General features: G+C 50.7%; 18 protein-coding genes. 9 read left to right on the forward strand and 9 right to left on the reverse strand.

Annotated features, from left to right (window positions below):
- Positions 1–9: 9 nt before the first annotated feature.
- The gene (locus B9G79_RS07270; RefSeq protein WP_088564928.1) at positions 10–1,152 is read right to left on the reverse strand and encodes a phospholipase D-like domain-containing protein; all 1,143 of its coding nucleotides are present in this window, start codon (positions 1,150–1,152) and stop codon (positions 10–12) included.
- Between the two features lie 69 nt (positions 1,153–1,221).
- Between B9G79_RS07270 and B9G79_RS07275 the strand changes: the two genes are divergently transcribed.
- Positions 1,222–1,950 (forward strand): hypothetical protein, encoded by a 729-nt coding sequence (locus B9G79_RS07275; protein WP_088564929.1) that lies wholly within the window; start codon positions 1,222–1,224, stop codon positions 1,948–1,950.
- On the opposite strand, the gene B9G79_RS07280 is transcribed toward B9G79_RS07275, so the two are convergent.
- Positions 1,951–2,793 carry an MBL fold metallo-hydrolase gene (locus B9G79_RS07280; RefSeq protein WP_088564930.1) on the reverse strand — a complete coding sequence of 281 codons (843 nt, stop codon included), beginning with the start codon at positions 2,791–2,793 and terminating at the stop codon, positions 1,951–1,953.
- 4 nt (positions 2,794–2,797) lie between these two features.
- On the reverse strand, positions 2,798–4,090 hold the full coding sequence (locus B9G79_RS07285; protein WP_088566808.1) for an enoyl ACP reductase FabMG family protein: 1,293 nt from the start codon (positions 4,088–4,090) through the stop codon (positions 2,798–2,800).
- A gap of 166 nt (positions 4,091–4,256) precedes the next feature.
- On the opposite strand from B9G79_RS07285, the gene B9G79_RS07290 reads away from it, so the two are divergent.
- Positions 4,257–4,997 carry a helical backbone metal receptor gene (locus tag B9G79_RS07290; RefSeq protein ID WP_232469250.1) on the forward strand — a complete coding sequence of 247 codons (741 nt, stop codon included), beginning with the start codon at positions 4,257–4,259 and terminating at the stop codon, positions 4,995–4,997.
- A 110-nt stretch (positions 4,998–5,107) separates the two neighbouring features.
- On the forward strand, positions 5,108–6,211 hold the full coding sequence (locus B9G79_RS07295) for an alkaline phosphatase D family protein (protein WP_088564932.1): 1,104 nt from the start codon (positions 5,108–5,110) through the stop codon (positions 6,209–6,211).
- Positions 6,212–6,256: 45 nt separating this feature from the next.
- Here the strand turns inward: B9G79_RS07295 and B9G79_RS07300 are convergent, their stop codons facing one another.
- The 6 genes from B9G79_RS07300 to B9G79_RS07325 form a co-directional block, all read right to left on the reverse strand.
- Entirely contained in the window at positions 6,257–6,868 is a 612-nt protein-coding gene (locus B9G79_RS07300; protein ID WP_088564933.1) for a hypothetical protein, read from the reverse strand.
- A 65-nt stretch (positions 6,869–6,933) separates the two neighbouring features.
- Positions 6,934–10,230 carry a hypothetical protein gene (locus tag B9G79_RS07305; protein WP_088564934.1) on the reverse strand — a complete coding sequence of 1,099 codons (3,297 nt, stop codon included), beginning with the start codon at positions 10,228–10,230 and terminating at the stop codon, positions 6,934–6,936.
- Positions 10,217–11,350 (reverse strand): hypothetical protein, encoded by a 1,134-nt coding sequence (locus B9G79_RS07310; RefSeq protein ID WP_088564935.1) that lies wholly within the window; start codon positions 11,348–11,350, stop codon positions 10,217–10,219. The genes B9G79_RS07305 and B9G79_RS07310 overlap by 14 nt, the downstream gene beginning before the upstream one ends.
- 213 nt (positions 11,351–11,563) lie before the next feature.
- Positions 11,564–12,034 (reverse strand): hypothetical protein, encoded by a 471-nt coding sequence (locus B9G79_RS07315; RefSeq protein WP_088564936.1) that lies wholly within the window; start codon positions 12,032–12,034, stop codon positions 11,564–11,566.
- Between the two features lie 90 nt (positions 12,035–12,124).
- Positions 12,125–12,496: a hypothetical protein gene (locus B9G79_RS07320; protein ID WP_088564937.1), complete on the reverse strand. Its 372-nt coding sequence runs from the start codon at positions 12,494–12,496 to the stop codon at positions 12,125–12,127.
- Entirely contained in the window at positions 12,493–13,821 is a 1,329-nt protein-coding gene (locus tag B9G79_RS07325; RefSeq protein WP_088564938.1) for a chloride channel protein, read from the reverse strand. The genes B9G79_RS07320 and B9G79_RS07325 overlap by 4 nt, the downstream gene beginning before the upstream one ends.
- 400 nt (positions 13,822–14,221) lie before the next feature.
- Between B9G79_RS07325 and B9G79_RS07330 the strand changes: the two genes are divergently transcribed.
- The 6 genes from B9G79_RS07330 (at position 14,222) to B9G79_RS07355 (ending at position 20,339) form a co-directional block, all read left to right on the forward strand.
- The gene (locus B9G79_RS07330; protein ID WP_038449640.1) at positions 14,222–14,926 is read left to right on the forward strand and encodes a MotA/TolQ/ExbB proton channel family protein; all 705 of its coding nucleotides are present in this window, start codon (positions 14,222–14,224) and stop codon (positions 14,924–14,926) included.
- A 16-nt stretch (positions 14,927–14,942) separates the two neighbouring features.
- Positions 14,943–15,398 (forward strand): ExbD/TolR family protein, encoded by a 456-nt coding sequence (locus B9G79_RS07335; protein WP_011164797.1) that lies wholly within the window; start codon positions 14,943–14,945, stop codon positions 15,396–15,398.
- 10 nt (positions 15,399–15,408) lie between these two features.
- Entirely contained in the window at positions 15,409–15,906 is a 498-nt protein-coding gene (locus tag B9G79_RS07340; RefSeq protein ID WP_226988172.1) for an ExbD/TolR family protein, read from the forward strand.
- A 64-nt stretch (positions 15,907–15,970) separates the two neighbouring features.
- Positions 15,971–18,961, forward strand: a complete 2,991-nt coding sequence (locus tag B9G79_RS07345) for a tetratricopeptide repeat protein (protein WP_088564939.1) — start codon at positions 15,971–15,973, stop codon at positions 18,959–18,961.
- On the forward strand, positions 18,958–19,212 hold the full coding sequence (locus tag B9G79_RS07350) for a hypothetical protein (RefSeq protein ID WP_088564940.1): 255 nt from the start codon (positions 18,958–18,960) through the stop codon (positions 19,210–19,212). The genes B9G79_RS07345 and B9G79_RS07350 overlap by 4 nt, the downstream gene beginning before the upstream one ends.
- Complete coding sequence (locus tag B9G79_RS07355) at positions 19,209–20,339, forward strand: AgmX/PglI C-terminal domain-containing protein (RefSeq protein WP_088564941.1); 1,131 nt, start codon at positions 19,209–19,211, stop codon at positions 20,337–20,339. The genes B9G79_RS07350 and B9G79_RS07355 overlap by 4 nt, the downstream gene beginning before the upstream one ends.

The following is a 20,339-nucleotide window of genomic DNA, read 5'->3' on the forward strand; positions in this document are numbered from 1 at the left end:
AACAAAAAACTAGAGCATATAACGCAATCGGAAGGCGATTTTATACAGGATTCGGGTCAGCCATGACGGGGTCGCAAAATCCTTTTCTGAGGCAGGTCGGGAGTTTGCAATATCCTTGTTCCATTGCTCCAGCATGTTTTGCACCAGGGGCGGATCCTGCAAAATCACTTCGACCTCCAGATCATGCAGAATACTGCGATGATTCAGGTTGAAAGAGCCCACAAAGGCCTCGTTGTCGATGATCATCGTCTTGGCGTGCAGAATGGACTTTTGATACTCAAATATCGGGATCTGGCGCTGGATTAAAAGGCGAACAATATAAAAAGCCGCCCATTTCACCATCGGAACGTCGGACTTTCCGGGGATCAGCAGTTGCACGTCGACGCCGCGTTGAGCGGCTTTCAGCAAGGCTCGCAGCAGGGATCGCCGTGGCAGGAAATAGGCTGTGGTCAGGTAAATGCGGTTTTCTGCGTGGCTGATTCGGCGAAGCAGGTCGCGATAAAGTTTTTTTCGCGTGCGCTGGGTGGTGTTCAGGCGAAGCACACTATGGGCGACGTCTTCGTTCATGCGCCAGCGGCCGACCCACGTCAAAAGGCCCTTCATGAACGTGCGCAGGTAAGAGATCTGAAACGCCAGCACCAGGCGCTTGACGGGTTCACCTTCGACCCATACGCCGGTGTCACGCCAGGCTTTGTCGCCGACATAGCTTATGCAATGTTCCTGAGTGAAGTTCATGCTGCCCAGATAGGCGCGTTTTTCATCGATGATGGCGATCTTGCGGTGAGTGCGGCGATTCAGGCGTTTAAACAACAAAGACCCGCGCCAGGAGTATTTCAAAACAAACTGATGTGCCCAAATCAGCGGATACGGCAGGGGGTGAAAGACCCGCAGTTCCAGTCCGTTGTCCGTGCAAAAGCGGTCCAGATAAGGGATTGAGGTGTAAGAGCCAAAACCGTCGACAACGATTTTGACGGTGCAGCCGCGCTCCCGCGCGTTTGTCAATTCCTGCAAAATCGTCTTGGTAAGCTTATCTTCAGCAAAGATGTACGATTCAATGGTGACGCTGCGACGAGCCTGTCTTATATCTTGGGAGAGACTTGAAAAAAAGTCGTCACCTGAGTGAAAAATTTGAACTTGGCTCCATGACTCCATATGTCGCAATTGTTCATTAATTTATTAAAAAAGTCGACAGCAAAGCAAGGGGGAGGGCACACTCACTTTATGGCATTAAGCAACATATCTCTAGACATCAAAAGTCTTAAAAAATTCCTGACGGGAAGTCTTCTGATCCTTGCCTCCTGCGGGGCAACATGGGCTCAGGCTGCGGTGCCGTCCTCAAAAACAACGGTGATCTATTTCGGTCAGAACAAAGCAGAAGACTTTGAACTGAAAGTGAAGCCTGTTTTTGCTGATTTCGTTAAATCCTGCAAATCCTGCGAGATCCTGAATTACACTCCATATACCAAAGAAGGTGAAGTGGACATGGCTTCCCTGCAAGAGCGCGTGGAGTCCCTGCCGGACAATGCAGCTTTTGTTTTCTTTGATTTCAACATGAGAGCCAATGAAGCCAATAAAGAGCTGGTGGAAATCCTGAACAAGAAAGCCGACTCCGGCCTTGTTATTGTGGGGGCCGCAGGTGGCCCGGGGCCCGCGGAGGTTTCAAGTCCGTTGAGCCGTACTGTCCTGGGACAGGTTCATGGTGCATTGATCATCGGCGAGCTGGGCGAAAGAGACCGTCTGTTCCCGGTGATTGGGTTCTATGGCCCGGAAATGCTGACTGCTTTGCGTGCGCCACGCGATATCGTCGGTCAGGGTTACAGCCCGCTGATTTTCTCTGCAAACCTGGCCAGCAACTGGCAAAAACGCACGTCTTCTGAGTGGGTGGAGCACTTCCGCAGTAAGAAGATGAAAACCCGCAAGCTGTGGCTTGATTTGGGTGATTTGTTCTAATTAACGGCCTGGAAACAGTTCGACACGATCCCGGTATTCTGCCGGGATTTTTTCTTGAAGCAGGCGCAAAGCCTCTTTGTCTGAATATCTGCTGGAAGCATGAATGATAACGATCTTCTCGCTCTCAATGTCCTTGAGGCGGGGGATGATTTCGTCAATATGGGTGTGACCCCAGGTTCTGGCGTGTTCAACGGATTTCTTGTCGTCCAGATAGGTGGACTCCATAATCAGGATCTTGCTTTGGCGAACCCAGGGGCGGGAATCCAAAAACTCGATCTGGGTGTCGCCGGTAAAGCTGACCACCGGGATGTTGGTGGTTTCGTTGACTTCAAGACCCTGGCGGCGCAGGTCCACGATTTCGTCCTGTTTCAGGCCCAGGTATTCTTTCTTCAGTTTCTTGTGAACCTCAAACAGGGTGTAACCGTAGGACTCGATTCGGTGAGTGGTCGGGAAGACCTTGATGAAGGCTTGCGGATTCAGAGGGATTTCGTCATCGGCTTTAACGGGGATGAATTCGTACTTGTACTGATGGTTTTCAATCTGCTCCCAGAGCTTCATGATTTTATCCAAAGGTTCCACCAGCGTGCCCGGCATATAGAACTTTCCGGGTGGCATTGAATTCATCGCTTTCTGCGAGATGATGTAGGGAATCCCTGCTGCGTGGTCCAGATGGCCGTGACTGATAAAGAATTGCTTTAAGTTTATCAGGAACGGATAACCTTGTGCGACATCAAAGCTCAAAGAGAGTTCGGGCATGGAAATCGCCGTGCGGATTCCCGACAGCGACATTCCATGGAACTTGTACTTGTTGTAACTCCAACTCTCTCCGGCTTGAACTGACATACAATTACATGCAGCGGGCTACGAGGTCGTGACCAATCCATGCCACCGGAGCTTTCGGCTTCCAAGAGTCATGAAGCATCACGTAACCACAGGATTTAAACACCACTTCAGACAAAACGGCCGTCAGTAGATTCTTCGGATCTTTGTGCATTTCAAACAAAGCGTCCGAGTTTTTCAGCATGAACTCCATCTGATCCTGGCGGGAATGCTGAGGCCATTTGTCGAACTTGGTGAACTCCAAAGTCAGATCATTGGTCAAGTAGTCGTCAGTGGTTTTGATGATTTGTTCAAGTGTTACGTCATCTTTCAGAAGGGCCTTGCACTCGTTCAGAACCTGCTCCGCGTGTTTCTTGTCACCAGCGTCTTTCTGAATAGCTGCGAGCAAAGGGTAAAGTGATACTTCAACCCCTTGGAAGATGGAGCTTGAGTTCGTTAGAATCTCTGGGCAGTTGTAAACGCAGCAGTGAACACCTTGTTGCGCAAAGTCTTCAGCGTGTTTTTCCAATGCCATTTTTGCCCAGCCCTGGAAGTAGCACGTGTAAGTCTGCCATTTGTACTGGCCACGGATCAGGACTTCGGTGCCATGGTATCCGTAAGCAGTGTAAGAAACGTGGCTGCCTGCGGCTTCCAGTTTTTTGCGCAGTGGGGTGGAAAGTTCCACCAAATGCTTGAACGTTTCTGCTGTCACATCCTGGAAGTTACGCAGGCACAGTTTGCCGATCTCAGAGTCCATCAAGGCCTGAGAGGAAATGTGGCGGTCCCCGGTGCCTTTGGCAACGCGGTTCAAAACTGGCATGATCACTTTTGTGCGCGGAACGCCGCCGGCCATCAAGTGCGCAAACAGAACATTGGCACCCGCCGGGATGTATTGTTCCAGTTCTTTCAGGAAAAGTTCGGTGTTTTTTCTGAAGCGAGCGGTCCCGTTTTTCTGGGATTCATCAATGGACGCCCAGTCCAAGTGGACCTTGTCCCATTCGCTCATTTTAACGCCTTCCAACTGCTGGCAAGGAGTCACGCCCTTGGAGTCTGGCTCCATGTCAAAACCGGCCTCCATCGGCACGTTGATGAATGGGCGAGGGATGTTGGCAGTTTCTTCTGCATTCAAAGCGCGCAAAGAACCGTCTTTTTCGCGGCGGCCCACAGTGGCACGGACAATCGTCATTCCACGGCGCTCAGCCTCTTCAACCAAACCGTTGGCATAGCCACGAGTGAAAAGCTCACCGAACAACACCAGGACATCGCCTTTTTTGTACGGGCTCAAGGATGGCTTCTCGGTCAGAGGGAAAAGTTGCGTCATAAATACCTCACTCAAAATTGAAAAAAACATACTTGTCCTCTCTGGCAGCGGGGTCAAGTTTTGACTAGCGGCAGTTCAAAATACAGCGCAGAGTGCTCAAGGCCTGGGCCGTTTTTATTGCTTTGGGCGCTGGGGGACGTTTAGAATGGGCTTTCGGAGGAATATTGTGCGAGTTGTTAGTATGGTTCCGTCATGGACCGAGACACTTTTAAAAGCCGGCGTTCAGGTTGTTGGACGCACGCGTTTTTGCATTCATCCGCCGAAACAGATCACCAATATCCCGATCGTCGGGGGCACCAAGGACGTGTCCTGGGATCTGGTGGTGGATCTGAAGCCTGATCTGGTGCTGCTGGATCAGGAAGAAAACCCTCTGGAAATGGCTGAAGAATGCCCGGTGCCCTATCTGGCGACCCATGTGCATTCGCTGGCTTCTTTGCAAAAAGAGCTGGCTCGGCTTGGGGAGCATTTTGAAAATCCACAGTTGATGGAAATGTCTGTTGAAGCTTTGGATCTGGTCGAGGCTGCGCCGCTAAAATGGGATCTGCAAAAGATCCCGGGCTTTCTGGAGTGGGTGCGCCCGCCGGGAAAAAGCTATGACGAAGTTCTTTATCTGATCTGGAAAAAGCCCTGGATGAGTGTCAGTCGTGAGACCTACATCGGCTCGGTGCTGGAAAAGCTGGGAGCCAGGGTGGCCGAATTTCCCGAGGGCGAAAAGTATCCGGTGGTAGAGCTGGAAGATTTCAAGAACGCTTTCTATTTGTTTTCGTCTGAACCGTTCCCGTTCCAAAAAAAGATCGGCGATTTGAAGGCGCTGGATATTGATGGAGCTATTGTCAACGGGGAGTCCTATTCGTGGTTCGGTGTTCGCAGTATCGAGTTTTTGAAAGAGGCTTATCTCCAGAAGTAGGTCTGGTGTTTTCGAGTTCTCAGTGACAGATCCTGATGATTATATACAATAAATTATATACAATAAAATCTCATGATTTCATTGAATGAACATCAGGAAGGATTTGCCTCATGACTGTGACTTCGTTTTCGGCCCGTGTGTCCTTGTTGGCTTTGACCACTATTCTTGCAACGTCTTGTGCGGAAAAAAGCCAGGCGCCCGAGTCTTTGACCTTAAAAATGATGCGCATGCAGGCGGAAAACAACTATCAGTCTGAGATTCCGCAAAAAGATCTGAAATCAGTCAAAAAAGTTCAGCGTGTGGCCTTTGTTTGCTGCGCCCATCAGGATCAGGAGCAAAACCTGTGGCAGCAGGTTTCTGCGAAAAATCCGGACGTGGTGGTCTTTACCGGGAACAGTGTCAGCGCGGTTCGCTACGATGAAAAACCATTGGGCGCGCAATACAAAAAACTGGATCAAATCGAAGGTTATCGTCAACTGCGCGGCAAAGCGCCTTTCATGGCGGTGTGGGATGGACTGGATTTCGGTCTTCGTCACGGGGACTCGGGCTTTGAAGGCAAATACGAAAGTCGCGAAGCTTTCCTGAATTATTGGAATTACATCCCGAAACTTCAGCCTAAATCCGCCAAGGGGGTCGAACACTCGGTCATTCTGGGGGCGCCGGGGCAGCGTGTGCAAATCATCATGCTGGACACACGTTTCTATGCGACACCATGGCTGGATACCGGTGTGGACGGGGTGTTTAAGAAAAATTGGAACCGCTCAGATTCTTTGTTGGGAACCGGGCAGTGGAACTGGCTTGAAAACGAACTTCGCAAAGAAGCCGAATACCGTGTGATCGTGTCCCCGTTGCAGATGGCAGCCAACACCGGTGGCCAGGAGCGCTGGGGCTTGTTCCCGCTGGATCGTCAGAAGTTCTTTGATACCTTGCGCGCCACCAATGCCAGGAAAGTGGTGATTGTCAGCGGCAACCGTGGCTTTGGCTCTGTTGGTAAAGTGGATCTGCTGGAAGGTTATGGGCCGCTGTATGATCTGACCGTGGGCCCGATGAACGGTGAAACCAGCCCGCGTGAAAAAGACTTCCACTATGTGGGTAGCGCCTTAGAGGCCTTTAATTTCGGCCTGCTAGAGTGGGACTGGAAAGCCAAAACAGTTCACCTGAAACTGGTGGATGAAAGCGGCAAGACGGCGCAGGAAATGAAATTGAGTTTGTAATTTGAAAATTCCGAAAATAAAAAACCCGCGATCTTCGCGGGTTTTTTATTTGTGGCCGGCTTTGCCTTTTTGGTATTTGTAAGACGCTTTTCGGTGCAGCAGTTTTTCGTAAAAGGCACTTTGTTTGTCGATGCTCACTTCTAGCTCTTTGGATTCGACCTGGCGGCAGATGTTCAGAGCGTGCAGGGTGTCTTCGGGATCGTATTTGTTCTGGTATTCACCGGTGACACTGTTCATCTGGCGTAAGAGTTCTTTTTTTAAAAGGGCGATGGAATCCGGATCCAGTTGGGCTTTTGGGGTGACAGCCTGAGCTTTGGCTTCCTTGGTGGTGTCTTCAAAGGACACGTTGCCGATGGTGCCGTCTTTTTGGAAATTGATCGTGCGATAGAAGGGCTGGCCTTTTTCTTCCAGTTTCACGGTCATGCTTTGATCGGCGTATTTGTGATCCAGAACACTGACAGAATCACTGGTGATGAAATAGATCTTTTTTCCGGAAATCAGCGTAAAAGGAGTGGGGGAGGTGACTTCCAGCTTAAAGGTGCGGGCGTCGGATTTGCCATCCAAAGCCTCGTGGCAGGCAATCAAGCGCGCCAGCTCCTGCGACGCAAGAGCGTGATTTGCGAACATGAGCATGCTGGCAAACAGAACAATTTTCATAATTTAAGGATAAAAGGAATTCCCAAAGACCGCAAAGTCGTCCAAGGGGAATTCCCGATTTGAGACTATTTCACCAGGTACATGCCTGGGTAAGCAGGTGCTGGCATCTGGAACAGCTGCTCCATCATCTTGGTCGCCTGAACCTGAGGATCTTCGTCTTTTTCCGCACCCTGAGGCATACCAGCGTTACCGCGCATTGCGATCACGAAGCGGTTGAAGTCTTGCGTGGATCTCAGCGCGATAAAGAAGTTGCGGTTGCGGGAATCGCCACTGTCCTGCATCTGAGAGCTGCTGGTTTCCTGAGCGATCAGATAGTAGTTCTCAGTGATGTCCATTGGCTCAGTGTGAGTCACACCGTCACACACCATGATACCACGAGTGACTGCCGCCGCTTTTTCAGCCTCCGTCAGTTGTGAGTTCAGCACCATCAGATAGTCCTTGCGACCAAACCAGGATTTCGTGTCCTTGATAAACAAAGTCGGGTTCAGGCGCACGATTGCGCACTGTTCGTACTTGTTCACGCGAATCTTCATCTGGCTTTGTTGAACCGTCATGGAAGTGGAACCATTCACAGAAATCGAGTTGCTGGAAGCTTTCGCGTCGGTGGTGGCCCAGGACATCGTGTAACCCAGGTCCGCGCTGACAGACAAAAGATCCATGAACTTCTTGGACAAACCAATCTTAGCAGACACACTTGTGGAAGTCGTCACGGATTTAGAGTGGGAAGCGCTCAAAGAGAAGCTTGTCCCCACAGTCAGACCCTGATTCAGACCCTTCAGGTATTGAGTGTTGCCGACTTCTTTGATCAGCATCTGTTTTTCAACCATGAAGAACTTAGAAGCGTCTTTTTTAACTGCGTGGAAGCAATCCATACCAAACGCCGGAGCAATATTAGGCATGATCGCGCCACCTTTGGCAGCGTACATTTTTCTCATATAGTCGCTGGCCCAGAACGCACACATTCTTTGTGCCGCTTCGTTGGACAACTTGCCCGTGGAAACCAGGGAATACAAATCAGACTTCGTCACAATCAGGCGGTCCGCCAGGTTCGTTGAACCTACCAAAGCTTTTACCAGTGGCTGCTCTTTTTCAAGGTTTGGCAAAGCCAGCAGATCCAGATTGTTTTCTTTGGCAAACTGCGCCGCCTGAGATCGGTTCTTGATGTTGCTTGCGATCTCGGCTTTCACTTTCAGACCTTCGGCCACGATACGAGCCACCACGTTCTTTTCAGAAGTGTTGTTTTCGCCTTTACCTTTCAGCAGGTAAGTGCTGATCGCTGCCGGGTCCATAATGCGAAGCGGACGGGTCGTTTCATCGATATTCAGAGTGATCGGACCAATGAAAGTTGGATTTTCCAACACAGAACCAGCATCAATCGCAGAGTCCGCGTGCTGAGAGGCGTCTTTCATGCGCACTTCGCCTTTTTCAATCACGACCTTGGATTCATCCACCGGATGCAGTTCCACCAGGATGTTGTTGCGATTACCCAGGGCTTTAAGATCCTGAGTTTGGAAGGTCACGTCCGTGTTGATCAGGCCGTTCATGACGTTCACGAAGCGGTCTGCAGATGTAACATAAGTGTTCTTCTGGTCATAGTCGCGGTTTTGCACGATGGCCAGTTTCATCAAGTAAACGCCATCACGCAGTTTTTGAGCTTCCGCGCGGCCGTTGGCCAAGCTTGAATAGATCAAAAGGCGAGGGTCCATCTTGAACTGGATTTTCTTGGTCACAGTCAGGTTCAGTTGTGCATCCACGTTGTAGTTGTAGGACAAAGTGTTGTAGCTGAAGCTGTCCAGCAGGATTTGCGTGCGTGGACGACTTTCTTTTTCACAGCTCAGGATCAGCTTTTCAGTTGGATCCACATAACGCATGTCACGAGCCACCTGACCCCAGGATTCCCATGGGTTCACGATGATTTCCAGTTTTTCCTTCATGCCCAGGTCTTCGTTTTCGATCTGAACATAACCTTTCAAATAGCGCTGACAATCGAAGTATTTAAATGAAATGCTTTCATCCCAGCTCAGGCATGAGTTGTTGTCCGTCTTCAAGGACACAGAAGAAGACGTCTCCGCTTCGTTTTGGCGGAACTTAGTGACTTTGAATGTGTGAGCGCGCGTGTTCTTCTGATCCAGGCCGTTTCTTACGCAGGCCTTGATATTATAGAACACTTCACGAGTGGACGTTGTTTCAGAGCCCACGCGGATAAAGCGGAATTCCAACTGGGATACTTCAATTTTTGGTTTCTGGTAAGTGTCTTCGTTCATTTTGCCAGCCGGAGTGACTTGTGCCACTTCCTGCATCTGAGCATTCACATAGTTGCTGATTTTGAAACCTTTGGTTTGAGCTACAATCGTGTTCAACTTCAGGAAAGAAGACCCTTTGATCTGATCGTATTCACCCAGGAAGTAAACGCCATCAAATGCGGTCAGGCCCTGGGGACCGTTCACCGGAGAAAGCTCCAGACCCAGCATGATTTGACCGCGAGTAGGCAAAGCTGGAAGGTGCATCGGGGATTTGATCGCCAATGAACCGTTTTCCATTTTGACGTCCATCACCGGAGTCTCAGACATCTGGCGGCGGATTTCCTGGTTGTCGTGCTGATAGATATGGATCAGCTTCATGCGCGCTTTGAAAGATCCCGCCGTCAGGGCGCGCAGGAACATTTCGCCGTTCATTTTTGTAAGCTGAATGGATGGATTCGGGCGCATTTCCACCAGCAGGGTCACGCCATCGGTAGTCATTTTCTGTTCTGTTACGAACAGACGACCATCTTCCACCCACAAAGGGCGAGTGGCTTGAGCGTTGTCAGCAGAAAGGCCTTTCAAAGCCAGTTTGCCTTGTTCCTGGTTGTCCACCAGGCGAGGGATGTTGTTGCCATCATCCGGATTCAAAACCGGAGTCAAAGTTTCGCCATGGGACCAAGGGTTGATCGCATAAGCCACTTTTTGAGAACCGCGGTGAACGCCCGTGCCTTTGATGGTTCTTTCGATGCGGATGTACTGGGATTCTGCCAGGAAGTTAAAGCTCACGCGCTCAGCCCAAGTCAGGCAGCCGGCTTTGTCAGTTGTAACTTTCTGCTGTGTTTCTTCCACCATGAAATCATGACCCGCCACGACCTTGTCATAAGCGACGTCTTTGATACATGCCTGAAGATTGAAAACTTTGGAAGATGGCAGGGCAAAGTCACCCTGAACGCTGACTTCCAAAGCTTTGGATTTATCAGCCATAGGTTGCGCGGTGAAAGTCGCAGCCCCTGTGCCCGTGCTTTCTTTGTCCTGCGGAGAAGGAAGATTACATCCTGCCAGTGACAATGCATAAAGACTTAAGATGGCTTTAAGGATTGTCAGTTTAGATGTTTGCATAGAAAGTCTCCAGCTTGATCATCAAAGTCTTTTCGCGGGATTGGGGATCGCGATTAAACATCACTTCTGAATCCGTGTATTTCACGCCGATATTGAAACCTTCCTTTTTAAAGGAAAGGTAGCTTTCAGCGGAATAGCCCACGCGGTTGGTTTCAAAACCACCAGCGTTAAAGTAAGCCACCGCTGCTTCCGGAGCGATGGAGAAATAGCTGCCTTCAATAACCAGATCTGTATTTTTGCCGAAGTGGAACTCACCCGCGGCAAAGTAACGGGTTGCGGTGTTCTGGTCGGATGGAGCTTTGGTGTTTTGCAGGTATTCGCCACCAGCTCTGAAATCAAACAGAGAAAACACCGGGAATTCAAATTCAGTCGCGGCCTCGATGCCTTCGTATTTATACATGAATGCGTACTGGGCTTCGGAAAGCTTTTCAACTTCATTCCCCAACAGATTGGACTGCTGAGCCACCGCAGAAGGCAGATTGTTATACATGAAGTATCCAACAGAGGATTTCCAGAAAAGGTTCTGGGCGGCCTGTACCTGGAATTTAAGGGCTGCGGTGTTCAAGGATGGTGTCTTTTCAAGTTCTTTGGTGTTCGTGCTCAAAGAAGTTGAAGTCGGGATTGCGGATTCCACAGAAAGGCTTGTTTTAGTCAGGCCCGCTTTCATCAGGGCTTCCAGGCGAGCTGCGGGGAAGGCAATGCCATCCACCAATAGATTTGTATGCATGTGGCGCTGATTCAAGGCACCCGCTGACAGGCGCAACGCCGAGAATGGCAGATAATGAGCTGCCGCCTGGTTCAGGATGATCTTGTTTTCAGCTCTGTCGGCACCATCCACGCTCTGGGTTTGGCCTGATTGCAGGCGCAAAGAAGGCTGGATGTCCAACTGCAAGGAACGGCTTAGAAGGTATTTGGCTTTGATATCTGTACGGATATCAACGACTTTGGATTGGCTGCGCTCATCGTGCACGTCAGAGCCTGCAAGGCGCAGTCTCCACTCGGCATCGAAGCGGCTGCTTTCTTTGGTCTCAGGCATAGCTGCGCTGATCTGACTTTGCGCATAGCTTTGCGCCGTCAGTATCAGAATGAGACAAAGTGTTGATAATGCAGTTCTTTTCATGCCAACCCCATATTCCTACCCACATCATTTCAAGTTCCGTGCGCGGGTTTGGCGTTACCATTTCAAAGATATAAGACTTAATAGAAAGGCCTTGGACAGTGTGCCCTCAATTGTCACAGCAGGGTAAAAAAGCCAATGAGGGCTCACAATCCCCAATAGAGGGCTGCAAGGAGGGATTTCGAATGAAATTCTTAATTTCAGAATTGAGACAGTTTATTTATAGACCTGTTTGCAAGAGCTTTCGCAGGCGGCCGCGTCCCGGGCCGATTCGCCAAACTGTGCGCCGCGAGCAGTGGCTTTATAGTCGTCTTCATCGAAGCGCGTTTTATAATTGCAGTCGGTGATGTCCCGGTCTTCTTTCAGCCAGCCCACATAGTCCGCCGTGTGATAGCTGGTTTCCTGAGAAATGCGGCAGCCGATGTAACAATGAGCCAGCTTGTCGGTGCCCATCTTTTCGGCCTTGGTTTTTTCGCTCTTGTAAACGTTGTAAGCCTTGATCAAGGAAAACGGATTTCCAGCTCCCGGGTTTTGCTCAGCCCAGTCGGCGCGGAAGGCGTCGTATTCGTCAGCGCTGGTGAAGGCCTGACGGGTGTTCGGGTTGCGCTCTTTTTGATAGCAGAGTGGGTCTGCTGCTTGCGCAACAGAAGAGAGGCTGATGATAAGGGCGATCAGGATTTTTGCCATAAGGGCAAAATCTATCAAAGTCGCCCCCGAGGTGCCCGTGAAAATTCAGCAAGGTGAATTTTTATAATACCAGTGACGATTTATGGCTAGCTAGGTTTCAGGTATTGAAATGCGAACAACCGATGCGCAGTTCTGGCAGATTTCCGTGTGTTCCTCAAAAAAGGCGGCTTTGCCAATTGTCACTGGCGTTTTGCAATGCGGGCAGTGGATCGAGCCCGACAAGATCTCGTGACGGAACTTTCGCGCGCGTACGGACAGATAGATTCCCAGAATAAAAAATAACGGCGTCAGAACAAAGTGCACCACTGGAAGCAGAATACTGAAAATCGCTAGGCCCCAGAACATTCCCAGCTTTTGCAATGACTTGATCAGAACTTCACGCGGGGAATACGAGCGGATGTCGGCGGTGCCGTACTCGACATGATCGCTGCCGGCGGTGGCTTGAATGCGTTGCTGACTCATGAGTGGGATCCTCCGTAGTATTCATGGGGAACCTTCAGGCCCCGGCGTGCGATTTTTTCAGTCATGATAGAGTTTTTCATAATCACGGTTGAAATCAAATAAGCAATACAACAGCACCCCAATAAAGGAACCAGGCCCACGGGTTGTTTGGTTCCTTCCAGGGCGAACAGTACGGATGCCAAGAGTGCTCGTGAAGATCCGGCAAACAGGGCTGCCATTCCGATCAGGGCCATGGTGTTTATATCCGTGTGCAGTTCGGGAACAAATCGAGCCAGCAGCGTTCCAATGATAAATCCGAAAGCGGCGCCCAAAGTCAGTAGTGGTGCCAGGGTCCCGCCGGACGTTCCGCTTCCCAGCGCAATGGCCCAGGCCAGGAACTTCCATACGAAGATGCTTACTGCGGCGCCGACGGTAAGACTGCCCGCAAGACTCAGCGATATATTGCCATAGCCCACACCCAAGGAGCGTGGCTCAATCAGGCCGATAATGCCCACAGCAAGGCCGCCAAGTGCGGGCCACCACATCCAGTGAAGGGGGATTTTTTCAAAGTGGTCTTCCACCCAGTAAATGGACTTCGTGACAACGACCGCCAGTAATCCCATGACAGCGCCAAACGCCAGATATGTCAGCAGCCCGGTCATGTCCGGGGCCTGAATAGGCGGCATGGTGAAGAAAGCTTCCGTGTGCATAAAGGCTGAACGCAAAGTCGCCGCCACCGCGGTCGCCAGCGCCACGGGAACAAAAGATTTGGGACGGTATTCAAAAAGGAGCAGTTCGATGGCCAGCAGTACCGCCGATAACGGTGTGCCAAAGATCGCCGTCATGCCTGCCGCTGCGCCGGAAGCCAGAATGATTTTTCGTTCGTAAGCGCTGACCGGCACAATCTGTCCCAGCCAGGATCCCAGGGCACCGCCGGTGGCGATGATCGGGCCTTCGGCGCCGAAAGGGCCGCCGGAACCAATGGCGATGGCTGATGACAGGGGTTTTAGGAATGTGATGCGACGGGGGATGCGACTTTCTTTTTGCAGGATATTTTCCATCGCTTCAGGAATGCCATGACCGCGGATGCTGGCAGATCCAAATCTTGCCATGGCTCCAACAATCAAACCACCGATGACCGGTACCACGACAGCCCAGGCACCTAGAGTGTTGTCTGCGGGATTGCTTTCTGCCACAGAGAATGTTTGGAAATAGAAAAGGTTCGTGAACAGGGCAATTCCCAAAAGCAGCAGCTTTGCCACCAGAACACTGGCGACAGCCACGAGGCAGCTCAAAACACAGATCAGCAGAATGCGACGACGTTGCTTCAATTCATTTGAAAACACTAAAACTCCCAGGCGGTCAGACAGTGCGACAGAACTTCTGCCTGTCAGTGTGAGGGGTCAATGCATGAGGCTTTGCATCGAAACGGTGTGTCATGGATTTATATCTATAATATGCACCAACATAAAAATAATTTTGTTCCGCCATGTGTGGCGAGGGCGGCGGGGGTGGAGAAGCGTGAAATCGGAAACTGCATAAAAGCAATTTTTCATTCGAGAAACTTGTTTGTACAGTAAGAGGATGTAAGAGGATCGCGACTTGCTTGGAGGAGTAAATCGTTCGTTTCGCCAACTATTCCCTGACCTAAAAATAATATTGTGTTGTGTCATCTTGCATTTGTCCCTTTACGATTTGCTGGACCATGGTCTGTAATTGAAATGTTACATTAATGAGGGGGTAACAATGGAGTTTCTGACAAAAATGGCTGTAGCATTCGAACACGGTGGTTTCTGGATGTGGCCAATCTTGCTTATTCAAGTCGCATCTATCGCAATCATGATCGAAAGAGCTTACGCTTTGTTCGTTCGTCGTAAAATCACTCAATTTGACTTTGCAATGGGCTTTGAAGAGTCCATCCGTCGCGGTGAAATGGATGCCGTGATTTCCAAGTCCCAAGCGGCTATGGCGACAAATCCAGTGGCTCGCGCAATTGCAGCGGGTGCAACTGCGGCTCGCAACCTGGGCGGTAAAGAAGAAATTCAAGGTAAAATGGACGAAGTTCTTATCCAGGAAAATGCAGCTTTGGATCACCGCACGGGCTTCCTGACTATGTTCGGGAACGTGGCGACCCTGACTGGTTTGTTGGGTACGATCTCTGGTATGATCAGCTCTTTCGCGGCCGTGGCGTTTGCGAATCCGGCGGAAAAAGCTTCTTTGCTTTCTGCTGGTATCTCTGAGGCGATGAATGCGACAGCTTACGGTCTGATCACTGCGATCCCGGCTCTGGTTGCTTACGCAATCCTTCAGAACCGTGCCAACCGTCTGGCTGAAGACCTGAACCAAGCGGGTCTGAAAGTTTACAACTGGCTGAGCTACTCTTACGAGCCAATGACTTCCTACAACATCAAAACTTCCAAATCCGAGCGCGCTGCTGAGCTGGATGCTTAATTTTTAAGGGGGTTCAATGAAACACTCCAAGAAGCATCTGGATTTTGAGGTCAACCTTATTCCGTTCATCGACTTGCTGTCGGTATCGATCTGTTTCCTTTTGATCACCGCTGTGTGGTTGAACGTCGGATCGATGAACGTGAAACAGGCGGTTGGCGGACAGGCTCAGGAGGACACGAAAAAAAGTCCCCTGGTCTGGATTCGCATGACCGCTACCGGAGATCTGGATCTGGAGGTGCAGCAAAGCTCTCTGGTGCCGGCATCTTTGCGCAAGTTTCGCGTTGCTCACGAGGGCAAACAGGTGAACTGGGCAGGGTTGGAAAAGGCTTTGACCAATCTGAAACAGGTCGAGCCATCTTTGAACACAGGACTGATTCAGCCGACAGCTTCCACCGCGTACGAGGAAATCATCGACGTGATGGACAAGCTTAAGAAAACCGGCATGACAGATCTTGGCGTTTCTCCATTATAGTGGGGGTTTTGTGGTTACTGATGGAATTTTAAAACATTCAGTGCTGACCGGGATGATCGAGGGGCAATCCACGATCACTCCGCGCGGCGCCAAAATGAAAAGGCAGATCGCTGCGGATCTATTGTTGACCGCATTGATTGATGCTTTCTCTATTCTTGTGATCTTCCTTTTGATGAATTTCTCCAGCACAGGCGACATTCTGATGATCGGCAAGGGACAGGAACTTCCCAAAGCACACATGGCAGACGTACTGGAAAGAAATCCGGTTATCAAAGTCGAAGACGGCAAAATCTTCGTCGAAGATAAACTGGTGAATGCCAACACGATCACGGCCGAGCTGCTTGAGCTTCGCAAAAAGTACCAGGAGCTGCATCCGAATACGGAGTTCCCGGGAACCGCGACCATCCAGGCGGATCGTCGTGTGAAGTACGACTTCCTGAACCAGATTATTCTGGGGATGAATCAGGCGGGCTACAGCGATATCAAGTTTGCCGTCGTTATGAAGTAACTCATGAGATAGGCAATGAAGTAAAATCTGCCAAAGTAGTTTAGAGACAGAGGGGGTCTCGACAATGAAAAAAGGACTTTTAATTTTCTCCATGACAGTTGGGGTGGCTGCGGCCCCTCACGCCATGGCCTCAGGGTCGACTCAAGACCTTCTGATCCAAAAACTGACTCAGGTACAACTGGGCTTGGCGCCGGCAGATCCGGCCCGAGCCGCTGTGCTTTTGCGACTGGCGGATCTTCACGCTGAACGCAGTCGCCAACTTTCCATGAAGGAACTGGCCGATGGCTGCACGGTTTGCACGGCGGGTGCCAAAGACCGTGATAAAGCACTGACTTATTATACTGAAGCTCTCAGCAAAGTTCCTCCCACGTCTGTGGCGAAGGTTCACTTGCAGATGGGCCATCTTTACGAACTTCAAGGCCGTAATGACCTTGCGGAAAAAAGCTATCAGGCCATGCTGACCAACGGTGGCATGACCACGCCCATCGAGATGGCTGAAGCCAATCTGTCTTTGGCGGAAATGGCTTTCCGTCAGTCTGACTTTGCGAAAGCCGCAGGTCTGTACGACAAGGTTCTGGCAACTGAAGGGGCGAGCTCTCAGGGGTTGGCGGCTTACCGTCGCGCTTGGTGCTCTTTCCGTCAGGGGAATATGGATGCCTCTATCGCCCAGCTTCAGGTTATTCTGAAGAATCCGAAATTGCAGTCCCGCATGGCGGCGTCCCGTGGTGTGGCGGATGTGCAGTTCCTGGAAGAAGTTTCCCGCGATATGGCGACCTTCATGGCCGCGCGCGGAATCAAGGATGGCGATGCAGAAACTCTGTACAGCCTTTCTCCGGAACAGTTCAAACTGCAACAGGTGACGATGCTGGCCCGCGAAGGTTTGCGTCTGGGGCAAAAAGACCAGGCTTTGAAAACCTGGGACTATGTCTATCAAAAACAAAGCGATCCAAAAATGCGTCTGGAAGCCCAGGTGCGTATGGCGCAGTTGAACTTTGATCTTAAAAACACTCAAGCTGCGGCAAAATCCTATCAGACTGCTTTGGGTCTTTGGGGTGCCACGGATTGTACGGCTGCGACCTGCGAAGAATCAGCAAAAGGTCTTCGTCAGTTCATCGTGGGCTGGAACCGTCTGGAAAACAGCAAACCAAGTGCAGAGCTTCTGACAGCGTACCAGGAATATTTCCAGGTGTTTGCTGAAGATGAAGACATGTATGTGTGGGGTGCTCAGGCGGCGGCGACGGCGGGTAATTATGCTTTAGCCTCCCAGTGGACTGCTTTGGCGAACAAGGTAATCCTGGCTAAACACAATGTTGAAAAAGATGCGGCAGCAAAAAAATCCCAAGCTGAAAAACTTGAGAAGAACCTGCTTTTGGGCATTGAAAATGCTGAAAAATCCAAAGATGCAAGTCTGTTGGTTGCGGCTCAGGATGACTATCTTCAGAACTCGGTTCTAAAACAGAAGTCCTTCGATGTTCAATATCAGAAGACCTATGCAATCTATCAAAAAGGCGACTATGCCGTTGCGGCGGACCAGTTGAAACAACTGGCTTTGAACACGCAAGGCAGTGCTGCGATTCGCACGCAAGCCGCGGAACTTTCACTGGATGCTTTGGCATTGCTGAAAGACGACGCGCGCATCATGGCTTGGTCCGCAGAATACGCGGGCAAGTTTGCTGATAAAAAAGCGGACTTCCAGCAGATCCAGCAAAAGTCCATCCTGACTCAGTCGGCGAAACTGGCTGAAAGCCAGCCTGAGCAAGCCTTGGCTGCATTGGGTTCTTTCCATGCTGCTTCGGCAAGTGCTGAAGACCGTAAAGTATATTTGAAGAACAAGATTCTTCTGAGCGAAAAGCTGAACAAGATCACCGAAGCCCGCGTGGCCATCGAGGATCTGTTGCGTGAAAAGACTTTGACTGCCGAAGAGCGTGAATTCGCCCTGGGCCGTAAAGTCTGGTTCGCAGAACTGGAACTGGATTTTGCGACGGCTTTGAAAACGGCTGAGCAAATGAACTTTGCGGGTTTGTCAGCGGACGACAAGGTCCTGAAACTGGCGATGTATTCTGAGCTGGCGGAAAAAGATCCCCAGCAGTACTACGCTCAGTATCTGAAGCAGTCCAAAGACGACAGCAAAAAGCCTTTGATCGCGTCTCAGTTGATCCGTTTGTCGAAAAATCCGGTGAAGGATCTTGAGACTTACAAAATGTACTTTAAAAGCAACAATGGTCTTTATGCCCGTGCCGCTTTGGAAGTTTACGGACGCACCAAAGATCGCAAAGCTTTGGATCTGGCTCTGAAGGAAAAAGGCGCATCCAAACAAGATGCGTTTGTGATGATCGAAAAGATAGTCTTCCTGGCAGACTTGAAAGCGCTGAGCGCGCCTTTGGCGTCTCACACGATCGACACCAAAAACCAGAATACCATCGCTCAGGGGCTGAAAGCCCGTGTGAAGCTGCTTGAAAAAGCGGAAGCTCTGGCAAACCGGGCAATCAACACCGGGGACTGGTCTTCCCAGTTGCTGGCTTTAGATCTGGTGGCGAAGGAAAACACGCGCTTCTATAATGAAGCTTTGTCTTTGCCAATGCCTGCGGGTCTGACTCCGGAACAGGAAAATGAATACCTGACGATTCTGTCCCAGCAAGTGGCTCCGAATCAGAACACGGCGATGATGGCTGAAACCAAAGTCAAAGAATTCTGGGCACAAACCGGCGCTCTGGAATCTTACAAAGCCTTTGCCACTCAGAACAACGAGTGGGCTCAGTACACTTCCCAGGAAGTCGAAGCGGTGGCGGCGATTGCTCCAGAGGCTCAAAAAGCCACCTGGACTGCGGCGGTAGCGCAAATCAAGGCGGAAGAGTCCGCGCAAACCAAACCAACTCTGGTCGAGCTTGAAAAAGCCCGCACCCACCTGAAACAGAATCCATTCATGGCCAGCGCCATCGAAGAGGCTCTGGTTCTGGAGAAAAAAGCCCAGCGCAAATCCATGGTGGAATACCTGGAAGGCCGTTTGGCGACACTGGCTAAGAAAGACACCGAAGTGAAGGAGAAGCAGCAATGATGAAATACGTATTGATGATGCTTGTGATGGCAGGCTCCGTCCAGGCGGCTCCTGAAAAAACAGCTCCGGCAAAAAAGAATCAGGACGTGAACTTCGAAGACCTTTTGGTCAGCGGTCAGTATCACTTCTCTGATGAGGCCGTGACCACGGTGGAAGAAGACAAGGTTCTGAACAGCCTTATCGGCGTCAGAGCAGACTTCAAGGATCGCATGAAACAATCTGCGACCCTTGGTGAGGTGAAAAATCCATGAGTTTAAGACTGGTTATTGAAGACAATTTGGGCAATGTGACCCGCCAGATTCCGGTGACGGAGAAAAAAGCGCAGGTGATCCAGCGCTTTGACACCAAACGCCTGGAAGTTGTGACGAACACGGCGGCTCTGGATAAAAACAAAATCAAATTCTCTGTTATTGCGGATCTTGATTTTGACGAAATGAAAGACAAAAAAGTCCAACTGGGCAAGTTCGGCTCTATGCGCCTGGTAAAGGAAGTCAAAGCCGTTCCAGCAGACCTGCTGGTTCGTACTGATGACAAGAAAGATCTGAAAGCTTCCGTGATGATGGCCTTTGCCATCTTGTTGTTGCTTCTATCCATCTTCAAGCTGGCTCCAAAAGAGAACGCGAAGGTGACTGAGCAGCTAAAACAGGAAGTCGTGAAGATCGTTCAGGCCAAAGAACAGCACAAGCGCACCGTGGCTCCGACCACGAATATGATGGCGGATCCAACCGCAACCAAGATGCCGGTAAAACGTGCGGAACTGGTGAAACGTTCCGGAGCATTGTCTGCCCTGGGCAGTCTGCGTTCTGGCAAGCAGCGCGGTGGTTTGAATCTGGGTGCCGTGAACACCACAGCCGGCGTCGGCTTGGGTGGCACGGGCGGCAGCGGTGGTGTGCAGACGTCTTTGTACGGCAAAGGCATCACATCGGCTCCGTTGGGCCCTGGAGCTAATATTGCCGGTGGTGGCGGTTACGGCACCAAAGGTAAAGGCGGCGGTCAGGCGGGTTACGGCAGCTTGTCCCTGGTGGGTTCTGCGGGCGGTGCTCCGGTTCCATTGGGTGCCGAAGCTGAAGTGGCTCAAGGTCTGGATCGTTCTGCGATTGATGAAGTCATTCGTCGCAACCTGGGTCAGGTTCGTTTCTGTTACGAGCAGGCCTTGCAGGGGACTCCAAGTTTGAGTGGTCGTGTGGCGATGGGCTTTACCATCGGCGGCAACGGTTTGGTGAAGTCCGCGTCTGTGGAAAGCTCTTCCATGGCGAACAAGGGTGTTGAAGATTGTATTACCATGCGTTTGAAAACCTGGAAGTTCCCACTGCCTCAAGGGGGCGTGGATGTAAAAGTAACTTATCCATTCGTTTTGCGCAGACAAGGTCAGGGGTAA

Source organism: Bdellovibrio bacteriovorus (assembly GCF_002208115.1).
Classification (GTDB): Bacteria; Bdellovibrionota; Bdellovibrionia; order Bdellovibrionales; family Bdellovibrionaceae; genus Bdellovibrio; species Bdellovibrio bacteriovorus_C.